Annotated in this window: 16 protein-coding genes and 1 pseudogene; 5 read left to right on the top strand and 12 right to left on the bottom strand. The window is 43.3% G+C overall.

From position 1 onward, the window contains the following. Positions 1-59: 59 nt before the first annotated feature. The 8 genes from F6K46_RS24445 to F6K46_RS24480 all read right to left on the bottom strand — a co-directional run bounded on the left by F6K46_RS24445 (position 60) and on the right by F6K46_RS24480 (position 9,154). A complete protein-coding gene (locus F6K46_RS24445) occupies positions 60-2,378 on the bottom strand; it encodes an SUMF1/EgtB/PvdO family nonheme iron enzyme (RefSeq protein WP_293061590.1) in 2,319 nt (772 codons plus the stop codon). Positions 2,379-2,383: 5 nt separating this feature from the next. After that, a complete protein-coding gene (locus F6K46_RS24450; protein WP_293061597.1) occupies positions 2,384-3,436 on the bottom strand; it encodes a VWA containing CoxE family protein in 1,053 nt (350 codons plus the stop codon). A gap of 755 nt (positions 3,437-4,191) precedes the next feature. Then, positions 4,192-5,157 (bottom strand): MoxR family ATPase, encoded by a 966-nt coding sequence (locus F6K46_RS24455; RefSeq protein ID WP_293061599.1) that lies wholly within the window; start codon positions 5,155-5,157, stop codon positions 4,192-4,194. Positions 5,158-5,160: 3 nt separating this feature from the next. Then, positions 5,161-6,162, bottom strand: a complete 1,002-nt coding sequence (locus F6K46_RS24460) for a hypothetical protein (RefSeq protein ID WP_293061601.1) — start codon at positions 6,160-6,162, stop codon at positions 5,161-5,163. Positions 6,163-6,177: 15 nt separating this feature from the next. After that, the gene (locus F6K46_RS24465) at positions 6,178-7,029 is read right to left on the bottom strand and encodes a trypsin-like peptidase domain-containing protein (protein WP_293061603.1); all 852 of its coding nucleotides are present in this window, start codon (positions 7,027-7,029) and stop codon (positions 6,178-6,180) included. 4 nt (positions 7,030-7,033) lie between these two features. Beyond that, entirely contained in the window at positions 7,034-7,384 is a 351-nt protein-coding gene (locus F6K46_RS24470; protein ID WP_293061605.1) for a CU044_2847 family protein, read from the bottom strand. 46 nt (positions 7,385-7,430) lie between these two features. Continuing rightward, entirely contained in the window at positions 7,431-7,907 is a 477-nt protein-coding gene (locus F6K46_RS24475; protein ID WP_293061607.1) for a DUF4112 domain-containing protein, read from the bottom strand. Between the two features lie 287 nt (positions 7,908-8,194). Then, positions 8,195-9,154: a YihY/virulence factor BrkB family protein gene (locus F6K46_RS24480; protein ID WP_293061609.1), complete on the bottom strand. Its 960-nt coding sequence runs from the start codon at positions 9,152-9,154 to the stop codon at positions 8,195-8,197. Between the two features lie 314 nt (positions 9,155-9,468). Here F6K46_RS24480 and F6K46_RS24485 point away from each other — a divergent pair, with 314 nt between their 5' ends. The 4 genes from F6K46_RS24485 to F6K46_RS24500 all read left to right on the top strand — a co-directional run bounded on the left by F6K46_RS24485 (position 9,469) and on the right by F6K46_RS24500 (position 12,172). Further along, on the top strand, positions 9,469-10,005 hold the full coding sequence (locus F6K46_RS24485; RefSeq protein ID WP_075896563.1) for a hypothetical protein: 537 nt from the start codon (positions 9,469-9,471) through the stop codon (positions 10,003-10,005). 357 nt (positions 10,006-10,362) lie between these two features. Beyond that, positions 10,363-11,340, top strand: a complete 978-nt coding sequence (locus F6K46_RS24490; RefSeq protein WP_075896561.1) for a class II glutamine amidotransferase — start codon at positions 10,363-10,365, stop codon at positions 11,338-11,340. A 264-nt stretch (positions 11,341-11,604) separates the two neighbouring features. Beyond that, positions 11,605-12,048: a DoxX family protein gene (locus F6K46_RS24495; protein WP_293061615.1), complete on the top strand. Its 444-nt coding sequence runs from the start codon at positions 11,605-11,607 to the stop codon at positions 12,046-12,048. Beyond that, positions 12,011-12,172 carry a hypothetical protein gene (locus tag F6K46_RS24500; protein WP_293061622.1) on the top strand — a complete coding sequence of 54 codons (162 nt, stop codon included), beginning with the start codon at positions 12,011-12,013 and terminating at the stop codon, positions 12,170-12,172. Before F6K46_RS24495 ends, F6K46_RS24500 begins: the two co-directional genes overlap by 38 nt. Positions 12,173-12,243: 71 nt before the next feature. On the opposite strand, the gene F6K46_RS24505 is transcribed toward F6K46_RS24500, so the two are convergent. Next, positions 12,244-13,815 (bottom strand): tetratricopeptide repeat protein, encoded by a 1,572-nt coding sequence (locus F6K46_RS24505; RefSeq protein WP_293117441.1) that lies wholly within the window; start codon positions 13,813-13,815, stop codon positions 12,244-12,246. A 90-nt stretch (positions 13,816-13,905) separates the two neighbouring features. Further along, positions 13,906-16,587, bottom strand: coding sequence for a type I DNA topoisomerase (gene topA / locus F6K46_RS24510; RefSeq protein ID WP_293061627.1), 2,682 nt, complete (start codon positions 16,585-16,587; stop codon positions 13,906-13,908). A 688-nt stretch (positions 16,588-17,275) separates the two neighbouring features. Here topA and F6K46_RS24515 point away from each other — a divergent pair. After that, positions 17,276-18,841 carry an NAD(P)H-quinone oxidoreductase subunit N gene (locus F6K46_RS24515; RefSeq protein WP_293061629.1) on the top strand — a complete coding sequence of 522 codons (1,566 nt, stop codon included), beginning with the start codon at positions 17,276-17,278 and terminating at the stop codon, positions 18,839-18,841. A 456-nt stretch (positions 18,842-19,297) separates the two neighbouring features. Here the strand turns inward: F6K46_RS24515 and F6K46_RS24520 are convergent, their stop codons facing one another. Next, positions 19,298-19,954, bottom strand: a complete 657-nt coding sequence (locus F6K46_RS24520; RefSeq protein WP_293061631.1) for a transposase — start codon at positions 19,952-19,954, stop codon at positions 19,298-19,300. 3 nt (positions 19,955-19,957) lie between these two features. Beyond that, a pseudogene (locus tag F6K46_RS24525) lies at positions 19,958-20,121 on the bottom strand (IS4 family transposase); the annotation flags it as partial.

The following is a 20,121-nucleotide window of genomic DNA, read 5'->3' on the forward strand; positions in this document are numbered from 1 at the left end:
AAATTTGCCTGCCTATCACAGGCTGGAAGCCTGTTCCACATTGGAAAAAGGGTAAAGGGTTAGGGAGTCCACTCCTGGGCACACACCACACGAAAACCAATATTGCCGACGAGGTGCGTCCAGTCCCAATTAAAGACGCCGCGAGACCCAGAACGGCAGTTTTTAGGCATGGTGTAGCAGGAACCACCCCGCCACAGCCGATGTTTATTATCATTTTCATTATTACTATCCGGTTCATCTTGCCAGGCAGTGCCATCTGTCGGCGCACCTTCATAGTTATCATGCCAATGGTCTGCACACCACTCCCAAACATTCCCATGCATATCGTAGAGTCCAAAGTCATTGCCTAGTCCAAAACTTCCTACTGGGGTTGTTTCCTGAACATATTTGCCTTTATAACCAGAGCCATAAGTAGAGTTGCCATGATAGTTAGCTAGGTCCGTTGTAATTGTCTCGCCAAAATGAAACGGGGTGGTTGTTCCGGCTCTACAGGCATACTCCCACTCGGCTTCACTGGGCAAGCGATAAGGGCGTTTGGTATACTCAGACAGCCGCGCACAAAACTCCACCGCATCATACCAAGAGACTCCCTCAACAGGTCGGTCTTCCCCTTTAAAATAGGATGGATTGGGTTTAAGTTCTCTGTTGACTTGGGTTAGGGCAGCGACCGCTTGCCATTGGGCTTGGGTCACTTGGTATTTACCCATGAAAAAGGATTTAACGGTGACTTGATGCTGGGGACTTTCACTGTTGCTATGCCCCTCTTCTGTTTCTGGGGAACCCATCTCGAAAGTCCCACCAGGGATGGCAACCATGTCCAAGGTGATACCATTTCCCAAGTCTTCAGTGAAGTATTGGGCGGAGTGGGTTTCTCGGTTAATTTCTTGACCTTGTGCATTTACCGTTAGCACCTCAAACTCGAAGAATTTTGGCACTACCTCAGCAACTAATTTACCGCGAAAATCAATTCTGCCTTCTTCTGGATTCTGTAACCATCCTTCAAATAACCTTCCTGTCTGCTCACCTTCCCAGAAATAGCCATCTTCACTCCCAACGTTAAAGGTGATACTAGCAGCAGTCTCATTATCCTCAAAATCCCAAGACAGTGTTTGCCCTTCCAATGTCCAGTTTTGGATCGCTGCTAAGCCAAACCGAGAACGCAACCACACCTCACCCTGCTTAGAAATAAACAAATGTTCTATCCCTTCATGCCAGTTCCCAGATCGTCCTCCCCATTTCACTGCACAAACATATTCTCCAGCGTACGCAAAAATCTGATTCATTCCTACTACAACAGCACCAATATTTGCTTGTTCAGTGGGACCTTCAGGACGATCTATTGTCCACCAACTTAATGCGTTATCGCGATTATAGGCTTGAGCGTAGCGAGTACGAATGTAATAGACACCAGGAGTATAAGGAATATTTAAGGAGAATGACACGGTTTGCCAGCCATTGCTTGTACTTCCCCCCATCCAAACACAAGCTTGGGCGCTCTCTTCTCCTGCTATACCGACAATAATTTGGTTAATAGCTGTCCCACATTCAGGGCAATCATAATTAATCTCCATCGTTGCATTTATTTGCCCTCCTTTACTCAAAACGATTTGGTTGCCTTCACCATTTAATTTTAAATTTCTGGTCCAAAATCTATTTCCTTGCCCTCCTCCAAATTTATATACAAATTGAGCTTGAATTGCTTGAGTGATGAGTACATTTTTTAGTATCTGCGTTAAATCTGGGGGAATTTGACCTTTGAGCCAGATTCCGAGGGATTCAGCAAATTTCATTAAGGAGTCATATTGACTCAACTGGGGTCTAAATTCTTGAATTAAACGCTGTAATCGGGCTAATTCTGCCTGTCCATTTTTTCCTCGGTGAACCAATCCTTGTAGGGCTTTAGCAATCTCTTCTTCTGCTTGAGTGCGATGTTGATCTAAATACACCATTGCTGCCCATTGTTGTGCCTGGAATTCTCGCTGTCGGCTGGCGGGATTGGTTCCCATTAAATAAGTAACGTAATCCATCAGCAATTGGGCAACGGATTTGAGGCGATTTCTGCCAAATTTGTGCTGAAATTCTGGTGTTTCAAATTGTGCCAATAAATGAGACCGTACCGCCGGAGTCATGGCATATAATTCATAACCAACTGGACGGCACAACTCCGACAACAGTAAATCCGCTTCTGCTATCCAAGGCACTTCCTCGTTGAGTAAAAATTGCACTCGGATATAATTCACCAATTCCGGAGTCAAAACCAAGGGTAAGGCGCAATGACAAGCTAGATAGCGATAGTTGGGCTCAAACCTGGCCACAAACCGTTCAACTTGTTGCTTGGCTATTTCTTCGGTTAATTGGTCAGATGAGGAAGTTGTCATAGATCTTAACGAATCTGTGCGATCGCTTGATTTAACCCATGAGGATCCAGAGGGTACATTGGTACTAAATGAGCGATAAATTGGGCAGTGCTTCCCTGCCAGCGTTCAGAGGGAACGGGATTCAACCAGGCTATTAACTTGGTATGCTGTCTAATGTGCCACAAAACTTCAGCCGTTGCTGAAAATCTTTCGGAACGGCGATCGCCACGAGCTGCTCCCCCATCGCTGACAATTAAAACACTGGTATCCCCATCAGACTCTGCCAAAATCCACTCAAACTTTACCTTTTCGGTTAGATAAGGGTCTTTATAAACATACTCTGCGGGAACGTTGTGGAAATAGCCCACCCGCACCCGTTCGATATTACTTTCGTCTTGGGCGGTTTCGACTAAATCTCGCGTAAAACGGTGAAAGGGAGTCATGGAGCCTTCCTGATCCAGCAACAAGAGCAAATCAGCGTGATTTTGCTCCCTTCGGCTGTATTTCGGCTTTAAAAAAAATCCCTGTTGGCAGACGTTGGCAATTGTCCCTTCCACATCCAGAACATCCTCTCTACCATCTGCCACCATCCGCCGTAAATAACGCCAGCTATAAACCATATACCTGCGAGAAATGGGATAATACCCTTGGAAATCCCGGTCTTCTGTGTGTTCTAATAAATTGATTGATGATTTGACCGGCAGTAAGGATAATTCAGGAACTGGAGTCGGAGAGTCTACCATCGATGGAACTTGTTCCCCAGGGGAAACAGGAGGAGGATTCTTAGGGGAGGACGATGATTCGGGGGATTCTGAGGGAATTTCCCTAGGTTTTGCCTTCTCTTGGCTTTCTTCTGCGCTAATGGAACGAAAAATGACGTCTAAATGGTCTTGTTGGGCTAGGGAATGACACCAAAGCGATCGCAGGAGTTTTTTGAGAGCATTGGCATCCTGCACTCCCCAGCCGCCTTCAATAGCTTGTAAGGCAGCTAAATATTCATTAATTCCCAAAGCAAACCCATCCCGGCGCAACCGGTAAAACAGGCGAGTTAACAGAGGGTGGGGATTAACGTTAGTCATACCAATTTCATAAGACAGTGTAACACGTAGAAGATCCCCCTAAATCCCCCTTAACAAGGGGGACTTTAACTCCAGTTCCCCCCTTTTTCAAGGGGGACTTTAAGTCGAGTTTACCCCTTTTTCAAGGGGGACTTTAAGTCGAGTTTACCCCTTTTTCAAGGGGGACTTTAAGTCGAGTTTACCCCTTTTTCAAGGGGGATTTTAACTCCAGTTCTCCTTAACAAGAGGGACTTTAACTCCAGTTCCCCTTAACCAGGGGGACTTTAACTCCAGTTCCCCCCTTTTTCAAGGGCAGGGCTGTTTCAAAGTTTAATAAGTTAACGAGAAAAGGAGATAGGGGGATAGGGGGATAGGGGGATAGGAAAATAGCTCAAAATTTTCCGAAAAATCCCCAAATTTAGTCATTAAAATCTGACAAATTAGTTGGGAGGAAGCAACTCCAATGACTAACAATTCGTGATTCGGCCTTCGAGGAGGGTTAGATAAATTTGGCCAAAATTCCGACTATTCGCGCTCCTTATTCCCCTCCTGGGAGGGGTTAGGGGTGGGTCCCCATCTCCCCATCTCCCCATCTATTTTTGGCCAGAATGAAACAGCCCTGCCTTAACCAGGGGGACTTTAACTCCAGTTCTCCTTAACAAGGGGGATTTTAACTCCAGTTCTCCTTAACAAGAGGGACTTTAAGTCCAGTTCCCCCCTTTTTCAAGGGGGGCTAGGGGGGATCTGATCTGTAGCCTCATTAAAGGAAATTGGTATCATGAACCTGCATAATTGGGATTTTGCCAATCTTGCCGCAATTTAAAGACTAAATCTCGATAGGGAATTGTATTGTCTTGCTGGAGTTTAGTCACAGCATAGGGTTCCGATTTAAAGTGATGTAAGGCAGCCAGCCAATCCAGAAACTCACTGGTCCCCGGAGGTTTAAACAGACTTTTATCCTGTCGTATCTTTAAAAATTTAGCGATCGCAGTCGTCACTAAATCGGATTTGGGCATTGCCATTGTCTCTGGTTTCTGTTTCTGTTGATAGTGAACCTTGACAATTTTCTCTAACTCTTCTGGTTTACTAGGGAAACGCACATAGTGATATAAACAGCGGCGTAAGAAGGGAGAGGGGAGACTGCCTTTTTCTTTATTACTGGTAATAATGATAATTGGTAGTTGCTCTTGATTCGCCTCAATGGTTTCTCCTGTTTCCCGAATAAAAAATTTACAAGGTTTATCCAATATCGACAGTAAATCATTGGGGAAATCTACATCAGCCTTGTCAATTTCATCAATTAGCAACACTGCCGGATAGTCGTGGGATTTAAACGCTTTTCCCAGGGAACCTAGTTCACGGTAATCTTTTGGTTCTTGAGGATTTCTCGGTTGTCCAGTTTTCGGATTAATAGACGGGGTTAAGTTTTGGGTTTGGACATCATGCAAGCGCAAAATCGCATCGTATTCATATAATCCCTCTTGGACTTTCGTGGTTGAACGAATATCCCAGCGATAAAAGGGCAACCCTAACTCATAAGCCACTGCTACTGCTAATCGGGTTTTACCACATCCCGATTCTCCTTCAATTAACAGAGGTCTTTGGAGGAAAATTGCCAAATTCACGGCTTCAATTAATTCGCTGTCTGCAATATAGGGTTCTAATTCTGTGGGAGAATCTGGATGACATTGTTTAGGTCGATGTTTTGGATTGCCCTGGAAGATGTATTTAGGAGGATTCATTAACTATTCCTTTACTAATTTAGCTAAATATTGTTCTAATTTTGAGCAAACTGTACTAGGAATACCACGATTAGATGATTTATAAATTGTTCTGGCTATTTTTTTGCTTTTTGGTTTAGATAATCCATAGACTTGTTGAAGCCAATGATCAATATCACTTTCTTTCCATTTACTCAAAGGCAATTTGATTATTTTTAAACTATCAAACTCGTTGTAATTACAACAATAACTCAGCTTTTGATAAGATTCAGGTATGATTGAACTTATAGAACAAAACAACAAAAACTTAACCCAAGAGTAATCCTGGGAAATATCTTGATGTTTTTGGTTCAAAGACTTCCAAAAATACTCAATAAACCAAGATAAAAGTCTATCATCATTTTCAGTAAGAGAATCCCAATTGGTAAAATCAAAAAAAACAATGCTTCCTCCCTGTACACTGTCACCGATCTTCTCAATAATTTTATGGATGTATTGTTGATCATTGGGATGAGGTTCAATTGGCTTAAAATAATCCGCGATCGCATTTAGCAAACTTCGCTCATCGGAAATATCAGGTCTTAAGAAGGGGTCTATAGGACAATACTTAAGTTTACCATAACTTTTGCTACTAAGATAGTATTGAATTTCTGCAACACATAAATCTCCTCGCATCAAGGAGGTATTGTCAAGTAAAAATAAAGCCAAGCCTCCTTGTTCACCTAAACAATTGTCTAGAATATAATTGACGATTTTTTTTTGGTTATGGAAGTTAATTTTAGAGATTTTATTAGAAATAGTATGTTGTGGATTAGGACTAGCGGAGGAATCGCTCTTAGTTTTTAATAAATTGAGTTTATTCTCGAACTTTTTGAGTTGTTCAGAGTAGTACTGAAACTTTCTATCTAAATTTTCCAGCTGATCCAGCTCTGAAGTGAAACTCATCTCTTTTATGACATCTTCAATGCGTTGATTCCATAGATTACAAATTTTTTGTAGATTTTCGATTTCTGTGCTAGTTGTCATTTTTGAAATTTTTATCTAAAAACCCCCAAGCTCTCTGTCAATTTCTTCTATTTTTTCAAAATAGAAAGTTATTTTTTGTTCCAAATTTCGAGATTTATCTAAATCTGACGTAAACCCCATTTGCTTTCTGACCGCTTCGACGTTTTCTTCCAACTCTCTCTTTCGTTGTTCGAGAAACTTTTTCTTAGCAGAGAACAAACCTGGCTTAACTTGCTTTTCTATTTCCTTAGTTCGGATAACAATTGACTCCAAATATACCCAAGCTTTCAATAAAATTTGTGTCGAAATCATAAACGCGACTTTTGCCTCTCGCTTGCGGTCTGCCGCAACTACCATCCCCACCACTCCCTGTAACTCTTCATCCCAAACCGGAGAACCACTAAATCCTGGTTCAATTCCGTATCCAGTTAGAGTTTCCAGTTGAATCCATTGTTTAGCATTTTGCTCCGATAATACCCCAGTTACCCAAACCCCAAAAGAAACGTTCTGAGGACAGCCAAATACTTTAAATCGATTATTTGCAAGATTTTCTGATAACAGCAGGCGAGTCGCGTTAGCAGAAGCAGGAAGGTTATCAAGCTTCAAAACAGCAATATCTTCTATCGCTTCTTCGGAATCTTCTAAAGGAGATACAGGATGCCAGCAAACCACCCTCGCCGAAAATTTATCTTTGGAATTAAGTAAAGGAAAATCAACGTTTATTTCTCCCTCAGGGCAGCTCTTTGTCCTTCTAGGAATTAACAATACATCTGCTACGACATGAGCACAGGTTAACGCATAGTGTTCGGATACCAGAAAGCCAATACCAACGACTTGGTCTTGATAAAAGAGTCGAATAATTGAAGTCTTATGGGCATTAAAATCCATTGATTTAATTTATCCTCGACTTGGCCTGATTCTTATTACTCCATTTCAAGGTAATTTCATAGCTCACTTCGCCACCCACAGAGGCAAAGACGGCTCCCGCATCTGCCGTCAACTTCAAACCAAATTTTACCTCCACTTCATCGGCGGGTTGGTTGAGGTCGCGCAATTTGGTGATCACCGCAGAAGCAACCGGTTTGATTTGATCTAGAGCTTCTTCAAAGGTCTGCCGTGCCTTGAGGACTTGTTTTCCTCCCAGGCTGACTCGCTCAATACCACGGCTTTCTGGTTTTTCCACTTCTACCAAAAATGTAGTTCCATCCGCTAGGGAAAATTGCGCTAATTGTTTTTCTGCCATAGTTTGTGTCTTTTTACTTCCATTCAGCAACCCCAGACATTGTTGATCAGCTAGTAATTGTCCTGATCACCCAGGCTGCGATCGCAAGACTAATCCCCACAGCAACTACCAAAACTACAGCCAACCCGGACAACAGTAAGACCAGAAACAACCAATCGGATTTTTGTGGTGTTGATGATGATACATTTAGTTCTTTCTCTAACAACTCGACATTTTTGACATTTGCCTTCCACGCCGCATCCACCAAATCCCCTAAGACTGGTATAGAACCACTAACTGTCTCAAGAAGGATATTTAGCACCATCTCCACCAAGGTAGATCGAGACACTCCCAGTCGTGCTGCTTCTACCACAATGTATGATGAAATGATAGTTCCCACAAAATCACCACCCCCTGGTAACAGACCGATGATGGGATCTAAACCAATCCGATAACGTGTTCCAGGGATAGGAATAGCATTATCCAGTAGGTAGCTTACCCGACGTACACGCCTTAAGGTCGATGTTTTGCGATCATTCCTCATGGGGTTTAATAGGTTGAAGGTTGTTTGGTTGAATGTTGAATGTTGAATGTTGAATGTTGAATGTTGAATGTTGAATGTTGAATGTTGAATGTTGAATGTTGAATGTTGAACGGATAAGGCAGAATGGTAAATTCTTAATTCTTAATTCTTAATTCTTAATTCTTAATTCTCAATTCTTAATTCTTAATTCTTAATTCTTAATTCTCAATTCTTAATTCTCAATTCTTAATTCTCAATTCTTAATTCTTAATTCTTAATTCTTAATTCTAAAGTTTTAGCTCATATCATTATTTTTTGGCCTTGGCTAATTTTCTTATTGGTCTAGCTCTCATCTGGGATGCTTGCATTGCTTCTCCTACTATCACATTCAACTGGTCCCCTAATAACAGTACCAGAGAAGTCATGTAAAGCCAAACCTGTAAGATAATCACAGCTGTTACAGTACCATAGACTTTGTTGTAATTGGTGAAATTGGCACCAACGTAGTGCCGAAACAACCCTGAAGCCACTGCCCAGGAAATGGCTGCTAAAACTGCTCCTGGCAATATCGGTGTTCCGATCTGCCAACGGCTTGGTCCGTAGCGATAGATAAAGGCAAAGGATGCCGCCACCATACTCAAGGCTACGGGCCAGGTCAACATACTCCATAGTGTCAACAAGATTGAATATCCACTCGTATCAACGACTGTTTTTAGCACCCAGTGACTGATAAATACCAAAAAAGAGGCAATCACCAGCAGTATGATACTACCAATGGTTAAGCCCAGAGAAATCAACTTAGCTTTCCAAAAGGGTCGTTGTTGCTCTCGGGGAATGTTGTGGATGTGATCAAGGGCATTCATCGCTGCACTCAGTGCCCCAGAAGATACCCAAATGGCTATGATAAAACTCAGGGAAAATAGACTGCTATTGGTGCTGAGGTGAATCTGCTCGGTAAATTTCTCAATCGGCTCCAGTGCCTGAGCCGGACCCACTTCCTTCATCATTCTCAGAGCTTGATTCTGTGCCACTTCACTCAGCTCGGGAGGGTGGTGGTACCAGGTTAATTGTAAGGAATATTCAAACAAGCCAATCGCTGTCAGAATTGCTAAAATTGCTGGAAACAGAGCTAACATGGCGTTATATGCCATTTCAGCAGATAGACCCATTAAGCGACGTTCCATCGCACGGGTGAAAGTCTCCCTGAGGGTTACCAGATTCAGGTAACCAAAGAAACGGAAGAAAAGAAAAAAACGCTTAGATAGCATAGGTTCTGATTTCTACAGGGGCTTGCTATGAATTAATTTGCCAATTTTACCTATAGTTTGCCCATTACTAGTGTTCAGTAGTTCAATCGACACACTTTACTATTTTATTGACAGTTGACCGTTAACCCTCAGTAAGCATTCAGCTATCAGCTATCAGCTTTCAGCGTGTCGCGTATCAGCGTGTCGCGTATCAGCCTGTGGCCACACTACGGGAAAAGTTTATGCCCATAACGCACATGCTTACAACCCTCAACTCTCAACCGTGATTTAATTTGATTATATTTGAAGTGCTATAGCCGATGGAGTAGTTGTTGATGAGCAACAATGGGTCAGTTACCCAATGGTTAGCCCAAATCAAGGAACTTAAGCAGCAGCTGGCAGATAGCATTAAAGAGTGCCAAGCTGCGGATAAAAGTGCAGCTCATTGGCGTCAGTTATATAATACTGAAGCTCAGCAACGGCGTATAGAAAGCCAACTCGCTCAAGAGCAAATCGAAACTCTCAAGGCTCAACTCCAACAATTACAACAAGACGGATTTCAACTCAAATCAGATCAACTGGAGACGGTATCGAGTATTGAGCAGAATCTGGAACAACTGCAAACGGTTGAGGAATTAAGGGCAACCCTTAAGTCGGTCATGGCAGAACGCGATCGCTTAATTGATGCCTTAAAGACTGAGCAAGCCAACCATGCTCAAACCCGGGAAAACTTAACGGTTGTGATTAGTGATACTGTTGAGCAACTGGCTAAGGAAAGAAAGAGTAAACCGTCCCAGGTAGAGGAAGTTACCGTTACGGAGTCTTCCCCATCTCCCGATCTCCCTAGCTTCGACAATGAAGATAGTTGGTAAGTATATGCGCTACGCGCACGCTACTTGAGGTGCAGTCAGCGGTCAGCGGTCAGCTTCGTGGCACAGGCTTCCAGCCTGTGACTTCACTCAGATCAAAAAATGGTTACCTCTTTCATTCACAAACTGATAGCTGATAGCTGATAGCTGATAGCTGATAGCTGATAGCTGATAACTGATAGCTGATAGCTGATAGCTGATAGCTGATAGCTGATAGCTGATAGCTTACCTAGTCACTGTCCATGATAGGATTCATCACAATGGTGCGAGATATCAGTACAACATTGCTCACCACCAAGTGTCACCTATACGATATACTTTACCTGAACTCTACAAATAATGACATCAAGGATAGTATCTATGTGCAGAGTACTGGGATATATTGGAGAACCTTTAGCAATTTCCAAGTTAATCCTCGAACCTGATAATTCTTTGGTTAATCAAAGTTACGATTCAGATTACCATCATATGGTACAGTTAGCAGGGTTTGGACTTGCTACTTGGAAAAAAGACACTCTCACCGCCAATTATCCTTTCATCTATAAAGGAACTAAACCACCTTTTTATGACAGAAATTTACAGTCTTTGTGTGAGAGTCATGAGACTAATTTACTTTTATCCCACATCCGAGCAGCATACTACACTTATGAAGCGGTTGTCCATGAGCATAATTGCCACCCGTTTATTTTTCCAGGATTCCGTTTAGCTTTAGCACACAATGGCTGGATATACGGGTTTCAAGAGATTCGCTTCCCTTTATTAAATAAGTGCAGACCAGAAATTATCCAGAATCTAGAGGGAAGTACCGATACTGAGGTAATCTATGCTCTAATTATGTCACAGGTCGATGATCCGACCAAGGATTTGTCTGTTGATGAAATTATAGATGCTATCAACAAGACAGTTAAAATTATTCTTGATGTTCAAACTGAGTACAATTGTGAAGGAATCAGTGTTATAAAATTGTTCCTGGCAGATAGTAATGATTTATTAGTTGCCAATCTCGGGATTGGCTATAACCGACAGCTAAATGTACCAGGTGACTGGCAAAAATTAACAAATGAAGAATTACAAGAGCTGAAAAGCGATAGTGAAAAAGATGCATTGTACCTCCTCAAGAGTCCTGTTTGGTCATTGAAGGGCAAAAATTTTGGAGATTATGATGGTTTTAAGATGGAATCTGCAGCAGATGAAGATGTACGCTCTGTTATTATTTCTTCCGAACCACTGACTGAAGATTTTACTGGTTGGTCACAGGTTCCTTTTCAACATATTTGTTTTTTCGATAACAATAATGGTAATCCAAAAGTTGAGACGAAACCATTTCCCTTCAACTAATTTTTATCCAGTCGCTGATTTATAACTGGTAATCGAGCGAGTAGGTTGGTTGGGTCGAGGTGCGTTGGCCCAACTATCAATACTATTGCAGTTCTTAATTGCTGTGAGGTACTTTCTTTATGGGTTGCGCGGGAGTACGGAGTAGGGAGTAGGGAAGTCAGCAAATATGTTTACTGCTGGACTATACGGCAGTTGAACTATAACATCCTTGATTCCATTTCCTATAATAGAGCGTTATAGCGCTGATCAAAAAACCTGGAAATCATGAAAAAATACATTCCACTCCTAGGGCGGATATGCCTTTGTGCTATTTTTATTAAAGCTGGTATCGATAAACTACTTAACCCAACCTATACTCAACAATTGATGGAATCCAAAGGGGTTCCCGGTATACTGATTATTCCCACCATCATTATACTGTTGGGGGGTGGATTATCCGTATTACTAGGCTATAAAGCTCGTTGGGGAGCATTAGCGCTAATTGGATTTTTAATTCCCACGACCTTGATTTTTCACACAGATTTCTCTAATCAAATGCAAGAAATTCAATTTCTGAAAAATCTAGGACTAATTGGTGGATTATTGATGGTAGCAACCTTTGGACCAGGACCAGTTAGCTTTGATAACCGCAGTGTCTGGGATCGAATCCAGTTCCCCTTGTCATTAAAGTATGACTGGCGGAGAATCTTACGTCGATCTCGGTTTTAGGGAGTCGGGAGTCGGGAGTCGGGAGTCGGGAGTCGGGAGTCGGGAGTCGGGAGGTTTGGGGAGATGGGGAGATGGGGAATCAGATGAGCAAATTCATCAAGACAATGATAAAAAAAGTATTTAAAGATACCAAATTAATCCCAAACTAATTCTTCCCTCTCCCCAAACTCTTGTGCTCTCCCCTCTCTCCCCACACTACCCCCTCTCCTTCAACTGTGTCACTAGGTTCTTAACCTTAGAACTGTTGAGGAATTGCAGAAATTCCTGGGTCAGCTGCTGCTCCTTTTGCCTAAACTCAAGAATACGGTCTTGCTGAACAGGAGTTCTTTCTGCTATCGGAATAGTAATCAGTTGATTGAGTTGTTCCCTGAGGGAAAGCTGCTGCTGTAAAATCTCCTCATAGCCTGCTTTGATTTGCTCCTCCTCAGGTAAGTATGGTATTTTTTCGTGAACCCTAGTTTGAGTCTTGTCCTGATTAGACAAATCGTCTTTTTGTTCTGGCACTGGGAATAAATTTAGCACCAGTTGCGCCGACTGCACCCGTTTTTGTTGCTGCAGCAACTCAGATAAACTTAGATAGGCATTATCCAAGTTGAGTTTATAGGACTGCTTTTGCTCCTGAGACAATTTCTCTTGAGACAGTTTAGTGACATCTTGCCCCAGGGACTGATATACATTGACTGCTTGCTTATGAAAAATAATCGCTAGTTCTGGCTGGTTTTGTGCCGCCAGTACAGCACCAATAGTCCTAAAGGTAAATGCTTCCCCAGCTTTTGAACCCACTTCCCGATGAATCACTAGGGCTTGTTGGTAGGTTAAGAATGCTTGTTCGTACTTTCCTAGACGATGGTAAGCGATACCTAAATTATTCAGAAGCATTCCCACTGAAATGCGATCGCTTACTTCCTGGGCAATAGTCAAGGCTTCCTGATAGGACAACTGTTCCTGTTCGTGGTTGCCTAGACGGTGGTAAACTAACCCTAGGCTATTAAGCAGTGTTCCTTGGTCTGCCTGTGACACTAGAGAATTGTTTTCGGGATTATCCAGTATTTCTCGATAGATATCGAGAGCTTGCTGGTAGGAATCCAGGGACTGGTGCTCCTGACCCAGCTTATAGTATATATTCCCCAAATTATGGAGAGTCCTGCCTTCGTAGCCACGATTGCTCACTTCTCGGTAGATGGCTAAGGCTTGTTGATAGAATTCTAGGGACTTTTGATCGTCCCCTAGGTTGGAATACGTTAACCCCAGATTATTAAGAGTACTCCCTTCCCCGGTACGATCGCCTAATTCTCGATCAATTGCTAAGGATTGCTCAAAGAACGACCTTGCTAACTGATATTGACCCAGTTCATCATGAACCCACCCAATAAAATATAGCGCTACTCCTTCTTGATAGCGATCGCCAATGTTTCGTTTAAGTTCTAGGTACTGCTGGAAGCTCTGTAAAGCCTCTTGTAATTGACCTGTACTTAACTGTTGGCGACCTTTAACATAGAGCTGCTGGGGTGGAGTGACTTGGTCAAGACTAGTTTGGTCAAGACTAGTTTGGTCAAGACTAGTTTGGTCAAGACTAGTTTGGTCAAGACTAGTTTGGTCAAGACTAGTTTGGTCAAGACTAGTTTGGTCAAGACTAGTTTGGTCAAGACTAGTTTCGTCTTGACCAAGAACAGGCGAAAGGGGGAATGTCACAGAAATGAGTAAAGAGGCAGTGGTCAGCAGGAAGGATGAAGGAACATGAATAAAGGATAAGAGTTTTTGCTTCAATTCAAACTTCCTAGTTTCCACTTGACAAGTGTGTTGTCACATCTTATTATATATCCTGATTTTAATCAGTTTGTCAGCAAGTACAATTACTTATTCACTCTCTGACTTACCCTCTTGGTCATCATCTTTTGTTTTCTTAGTAGTCTTCTTGGTGGATTTCCCAGAGGTTTTCTTTTTGGTGGAAGTAGTTGATTTACTGGACTTGCGACCAGATTTACCCGATGACGCCTTAGCTGCTATGAGTTCCAAGGCAGTTTCTAAGGTTAACTCCTCCATGGATTTTCCCTCTGGCAGAGAGGCATTAACTTTGCCATGGTTCACATATACCCCATACGGACCCTGATAAATATTGACTGGTTCGCCATCTTTAGGATGAACCCCTAGTTCCCGTAAGGGTGTTTTAGTCTTGCTGCGAGAACCGCCCCTTGTCCTCTTAGGTTGTGCCAGCAGCTCTAGTGCACGGTCTATGGTAATTGTCAAGACGTTATCCTCACCTTTAAGGGAGCGGTAATCTTTGCCCTCTTTCCCTTGGTCATGGACAACATAAGGACCAAAGCGTCCGATTGCGGTTTTGACGGGTTTGCCTGTTTCCGGATGAGGACCGAGAAGGCGGGGGAGTGCTAGGAGACCCACTGCCATTTCTAGGTGTACATCTTCCTTATTTACCCCCTTAGGCAAAGAGACACGTTTGGGTTTTTTCTTCTTATCCTCTGTTACGTCACCTAGCTGTAGATAGGGACCATAATTGCCATTAAGGATATAAATTGGTTCACCAGTTTCCGGGTGTAGTCCCAATTTGTCTGGCCCCTCCATTTTCTGCTGAATCAGTACCTGAACCTGCTCAATGTTTAATTCAGCTGGGGTGAGGTCTTGGGGAATCGAAGCAGTAAATACACCATTGCCATTGTCCACTTCGACATAGGGACCAAATTTCCCGATCCGGACTCTAGCATCGAGGTCTTCGAGTTCAACAGTACGGGCAACAATGGGGTCAATCTCATTAATCCGTTCCTTGACTTGGTTGTCGAGACCCTTTTCTCCCAAATAAAAGTTCTGCAGGTAAGGAAGCCAGTGCGCTGCCCCATTGGCAATCTCATCTAAGGTGCGCTCCATTTTGGCCGTGAAGCTCGTGTCCACCAAGTCGGGAAAGTTTTGTTCGAGCAAATTAGTAACTGCAAACGCGGTAAAGGTGGGAGCAAGGGCATTTTTCAGTTTCTGAGCATAGCCTCGGTCAATGATAGTACCAATAATACTAGCGTAGGTACTGGGACGACCAATCCCCTCTTGTTCCAAGGTTTTGACCAAAGTCGCTTCCGTGTAACGGGCTGGGGGTTGGGTTTCGTGACCGATAGCTTCTAGTTCTCTACAGTTAGGATGATCTCCGACTTTCAAAGCTGGCAGAATCACTTCCTGGTTTTCTAGAGCAGCGTTGGGGTCATCAGACCCTTCCACATAAGCCCTGAGATAACCTGGGAAGTCAATGCGCTTACCGGTAGCCCGAAATCCGGCATTTTCCACTTGCAAATCAACCACAATTTGAGTTTGTCGAGCATCCGCCATTTGACAAGCAACGGTACGCTTCCAAATCAGGTCATAGACTTTAAATTCGCGATCGCTTAATCCCGTTTCTTGAGACGTTTTGAATGTACTCCCTGCTGGACGAATAGCTTCGTGAGCTTCTTGAGCTCCTTTGCTCTTAGTGGTATACTTTCTCGGCTTGGGGCTAAGGTACTCTACCCCGTATTTTTGTTCAACGCAGCTACGGGCTGCTGTGATCGCTTGTTCAGACAAATGTACTGAGTCTGTACGCATATAGGTAATGAAACCCTTTTCATACAGACTCTGGGCAGTCCGCATCGTATCACGAGCCGATAGTCCCAGTTTCCGGTTTGCTTCCTGTTGGAGGGTCGAGGTAGTAAAGGGGGGTGAGGGTTTGCGAGTAACAGGTCGTTCTTGTAAATTAGTAACCGTCCAGACTTTATCGATCAGGCGGTCTTTGAGTGCTTTCGCCTCCAGTTCACTCAACAATTTGACCTGCCTACCTTGGATAATGTTACCTGTATTGGCATCGAAATCACTACCGGTAGCAATTTTAACCTTATCCAGGGTTACTAGCTTAGCGTCAAAGGAACTTCCTTCTCGCTGTAGAATCCCTTTCAAATCCCAATAGGTGCCCTTGCGGAAGGCACGGCGTTGCCGTTCTCGAGTTACCAACAGCCGCACTGCTACAGACTGTACCCGACCAGCTGATAAGCCCCAAGCCACTTTTTTCCACAGCAGCGGTGAGAGGGTGTAGCCCACGAGTCGGTCAAGAATCCGCCTTGTTTCCTGAGCTCTTACCACCTGATCATCGATCTCACGGCAGTTTTGTAGGGCATTTTGAATAGCATCCTTAGTGATTTCATGAAATACCATCCGCTTAGTTGGCACTGTCGGCTTTAAGATTTGTAACAAATGCCAACTAATACTCTCCCCTTCTCGGTCTTCATCCGTAGCCAAAATCAGTTCATCAGAATCTTTCAGAGCTGCTTTGAGCTGTTGGACAACCTGTTTCTTGTCTTTAGGCACCAGGTAAAGGGGTTCAAAGTCAGCGTCCACATTCACCCCAAACTTAGCCCACTTTTCCCCCTTGTATTTTTCGGGGATTTCACTAGCTGATTGAGGTAAATCACGGACGTGACCCATGGAGGCTTCGACCTGGTAACTAGAAGGTAAGTAGTTCCGAATGGTGCGAGCTTTAGTAGGAGATTCGACAATTACAAGGGTTGTCATCGGAGTTTCAACAATAGCGGCGGTGTTGAATAGTCTAATTTAAATACTATTTCTCAAAGGTCGAGGGAGTAAGCCAGTATACTTGCTCCCTACTGAGTGTGGGTATTGTTTGCCAGCATAGTTTTCCACCATAGTTTTCCAGCATTAAGTACAACCCCCTGATGGCAGTATAAGCTTGCCTATTAATTTCTACAGTACGCCACTTGTGTCGCAGCCTAACACGAACAAGGAGCAACTGTGTCGGAAAGGGAGTGAGCCAACTCGACCATCGGTACGGGGATTTAAGGGCTACTTAATATGCGCTTCAGCAGTACTCCCCACTTTTTCGGATTGTGCTAGAAATAATGTTTACCTAGAGGTAAACCACGAATAGCTCATGTAGTGATGGCTAACCAATAGAGCACCGTTAACACCCTCAGTACACCCCTCTCCCAATTCCTCTCACGTCTGCTTAAAGATTTGTAAACAATTCGTTCGTTGCCTTCAAAGGTAACATTGCTCCGGTGTAGGACACAGCTAGTCTCACCTTACCGTGGCACAGAGGGCAGTGAAACGGCATAAATACTGAATTCTAGTTTGTCCAATCTCCAAGCCATACAAGCCTTTTGCCCAACTAGCTACAATCACCGATATGATAAGAAAGTTAATCTGGATACTCAAATAACCATAGATCATATCATTAAAGCCTATGGATTTTGCCAATCTTGCCGCCCAGTTGAATGCTGGGGTAATTTTGCCAGAGGGGATTGTAGTGATTACCCTCTTGCTAGTGTTAATCATTGACCTGATTGCTGGGAAAAAGTCTGCTCAAACTATTTCCTATGTAGCCATTGGGGGTCTACTTGCTGCCATAGTTGCCCTGTACTTCCAATGGGATGCTGCAAATCCCATCGCCTTCTTTGGGGAATTTAATGGTGACACCCTGAGTGTGGCATTTCGTGGCATCATTGCCCTATCGACTGTGTCAACGATTTTGATGTCAATTCGTTATGTGCAGCAGTCGGGTACATCCTTGGCAGAATTTATTGGCATTTTGCTCACGGCTACTTTAGGAGGGATGTTCCTGTCCGGGGCGGCGGAACTGGTCACGATTTTTATATCCCTCGAAACCCTCAGTATTTCGTCCTACCTGATGACGGGTTACATGAAACGTGACCCCCGTTCAAATGAGGCCGCGTTGAAATATTTGCTGATTGGAGCAGCCAGTTCAGCCGTATTTTTGTATGGTGTCTCCCTATTATATGGGTTATCTGGGGGACAAACCCAGTTGAGTGCGATCGCTCTTGGAGTTGCTGACCTAGAATCCGGTCAATCCCTAGGTCTTCTGATTGCCTTGGTGTTTGCGATCGCTGGTATTGCTTTTAAAATCTCAGCAGTTCCTTTCCACCAATGGACTCCCGATGTTTACGAGGGTTCTCCCACCCCAGTGGTAGCGTTTCTCTCAGTTGGTTCTAAAGCCGCTGGCTTTGCCCTAGCGATTCGTCTACTGATCACTGCTTTCCCATTGTTAAGCGATCAGTGGCATTTTGTATTCACTGCTTTGACTATCCTAAGTATGATTTTGGGTAACGTGGTTGCCCTAACTCAATCGAGCATGAAACGGATGCTAGCCTATTCCTCTATTGCTCAGGCTGGGTTTGTGATGATTGGTTTCATTGCTGGGACCCAAGCCGGTTACGCTAGCATGATTTTCTACATGCTGGTGTACTTGTTTATGAACTTAGGGGCTTTCGCTTGTGTCATTCTGTTTACCCTACGCACTGGTACTGACCAAATTAGTGAGTATGCTGGTCTTTATCACAAGGACCCACTGCTGACTTTGGTTTTAAGTGTTTGTTTGCTGTCTTTAGGTGGGATTCCACCCTTTGCTGGATTCTTTGGTAAAATCTATTTATTCTGGGCTGGTTGGCAAGCAGGATTGTATACTTTAGTGTTAATAGGTTTGCTAACTAGTGTGGTTTCGATTTACTACTACATCCGTGTGGTCAAGATGATGGTAGTGAAGGAACCTCAAGAAATGTCGGATGTGGTGAAGAATTATCCCGAAATTCGCTGGAGTTTACCCGGTATGCGTCCGTTACAGGTCGGTTTAGTGATGTCGTTAATTGCGACCTCTCTGGCAGGGATTTTGTCCAATCCGCTGTTTTCTTTGGCCAATGATTCTGTTGTTAAAACCCCCATACTCCAACAGGCGGTGATTACTACTCAGCTGCCTCAAGGGGATCAGGTTTCATTCATGAGTGCTGATAATTGAAGTGCTCAGAGCCATAGACCCGAAGCGCCCCTTCCTTTTGGATAGGGCGCGAACAAGAGGTGCGACAATAAGCGCGAATTTAATTCTTAATGGTAAGAGCGCACCTAAGATTTTAGCTTGAGTGAGTTAGCCTGACTTGAAAGTCAGGCTTTGTCTTGATGCAAAGCGCTAGTGGGGGAAACCCCCTCAGAACCGACTGCATTCCTTTTACTTATTGGATCGAGTTTTGGGAGAGATTTCTGCTCATGGATAATTGGAATGTCTTGAGACTTGCTAAAGCTTCACGGATTTTCCCTATCACTCGTTGAAGATTAGCTTTAGACAGTCTCCAATAGATGTACTGAGAATAATCTGCATAGAACTTGAGTAACGTGTGAAATTGCCACCTTTTAGGAATACAGTCATAGCCTAGTTGACACTCCCATCACGCTCATCGAAGATTATAGTGAGGGATTCTTAAGAGTAGAAAACCCTTAACGGCTGAGCCAAACAGCCTCTACACCCTCCGATAAAATCATTAGGCTTACTTGTATGTTTGCGGATTATATTCAGTGCTCCGTTGCAATCAGCGTTGATCAGCCAACCTTTACTGGTTCGATATAATCCACGCTTTACTCTTTTCCCGCTGAATGTGTATTTTTTTGGGTTATCAGCATTCCAGACGGGTAATTCATCCTGATCCAGACTAGACGCTTTACTAGTGTAGGACTCTTCTTGCTCAGCTAGTTCAATCCCATACCGTTGACAGAGGCTTTCCAGCTTGTCCTTAAACATATAAATCGGAATTTGGGTGAATTTTTGATTGTTTCGCTTGCCCATATTGACCCTTTGTTTTAGGTCAGGGTTGTACCCGATAACAATCTTGCTGATCTTGTTTTCCCTACACCAATTTACGACATACCTAGCTGCTTTGTTAGCGAAATCCCTGATTTTGTGATTTCGCTTCCTTAGCAATCTGGCTTGTCTATTAGTTAAGGCTTTGATACCTTGTAAGTCTTTGATAGATTGAAGTAGTGCATTGCGCTTATTGTAAAATTGATTGTCAGACTTAATCTTTTTTCCGTCAATAATAAATGACTTTTGGGTGGTACTAACCTGAGGGGGCGACGAAATAAGCTAAAATGCAGATTCTATAAGCAACCTAGCCCTTATACCTCGTTGATAATACTTTCGTTTATTAGGATTGAGTCTCATTAATTCGGTTACTAATTCTAGACAACAATCCTTAAACTTTACCCAGGTTTGACCATATAAACCAATGTAAAAACTGCTATGTCTCC

Origin of the sequence: Moorena sp. SIO3E8, assembly GCF_010692445.1 — a bacterium.
Lineage (GTDB): Bacteria > Cyanobacteriota > Cyanobacteriia > Cyanobacteriales > Coleofasciculaceae > Moorena > Moorena bouillonii.

What these genes read in the sequence shown, in the direction of transcription:
- F6K46_RS24475 (WP_293061607.1), bottom strand. Translation starts at nt 7,907, where the DNA reads ATGAGGAATGATCGCAAAACATCGACCTTAAGGCGTGTACGTCGGGTA.
- F6K46_RS24480 (WP_293061609.1), bottom strand. Translation starts at nt 9,154, where the DNA reads ATGCTATCTAAGCGTTTTTTTCTTTTCTTCCGTTTCTTTGGTTACCTG.
- F6K46_RS24495 (WP_293061615.1), top strand. Translation starts at nt 11,605, where the DNA reads ATGAAAAAATACATTCCACTCCTAGGGCGGATATGCCTTTGTGCTATT.
- F6K46_RS24460 (WP_293061601.1), bottom strand. Translation starts at nt 6,162, where the DNA reads ATGACAACTAGCACAGAAATCGAAAATCTACAAAAAATTTGTAATCTA.
- F6K46_RS24490 (WP_075896561.1), top strand. Translation starts at nt 10,363, where the DNA reads ATGTGCAGAGTACTGGGATATATTGGAGAACCTTTAGCAATTTCCAAG.
- F6K46_RS24470 (WP_293061605.1), bottom strand. Translation starts at nt 7,384, where the DNA reads ATGGCAGAAAAACAATTAGCGCAATTTTCCCTAGCGGATGGAACTACA.
- F6K46_RS24455 (WP_293061599.1), bottom strand. Translation starts at nt 5,157, where the DNA reads ATGAATCCTCCTAAATACATCTTCCAGGGCAATCCAAAACATCGACCT.
- topA (WP_293061627.1), bottom strand. Translation starts at nt 16,587, where the DNA reads ATGACAACCCTTGTAATTGTCGAATCTCCTACTAAAGCTCGCACCATT.
- F6K46_RS24515 (WP_293061629.1), top strand. Translation starts at nt 17,276, where the DNA reads ATGGATTTTGCCAATCTTGCCGCCCAGTTGAATGCTGGGGTAATTTTG.
- F6K46_RS24465 (WP_293061603.1), bottom strand. Translation starts at nt 7,029, where the DNA reads ATGGATTTTAATGCCCATAAGACTTCAATTATTCGACTCTTTTATCAA.
- F6K46_RS24445 (WP_293061590.1), bottom strand. Translation starts at nt 2,378, where the DNA reads ATGACAACTTCCTCATCTGACCAATTAACCGAAGAAATAGCCAAGCAA.
- F6K46_RS24485 (WP_075896563.1), top strand. Translation starts at nt 9,469, where the DNA reads ATGAGCAACAATGGGTCAGTTACCCAATGGTTAGCCCAAATCAAGGAA.
- F6K46_RS24500 (WP_293061622.1), top strand. Translation starts at nt 12,011, where the DNA reads ATGACTGGCGGAGAATCTTACGTCGATCTCGGTTTTAGGGAGTCGGGA.
- F6K46_RS24450 (WP_293061597.1), bottom strand. Translation starts at nt 3,436, where the DNA reads ATGACTAACGTTAATCCCCACCCTCTGTTAACTCGCCTGTTTTACCGG.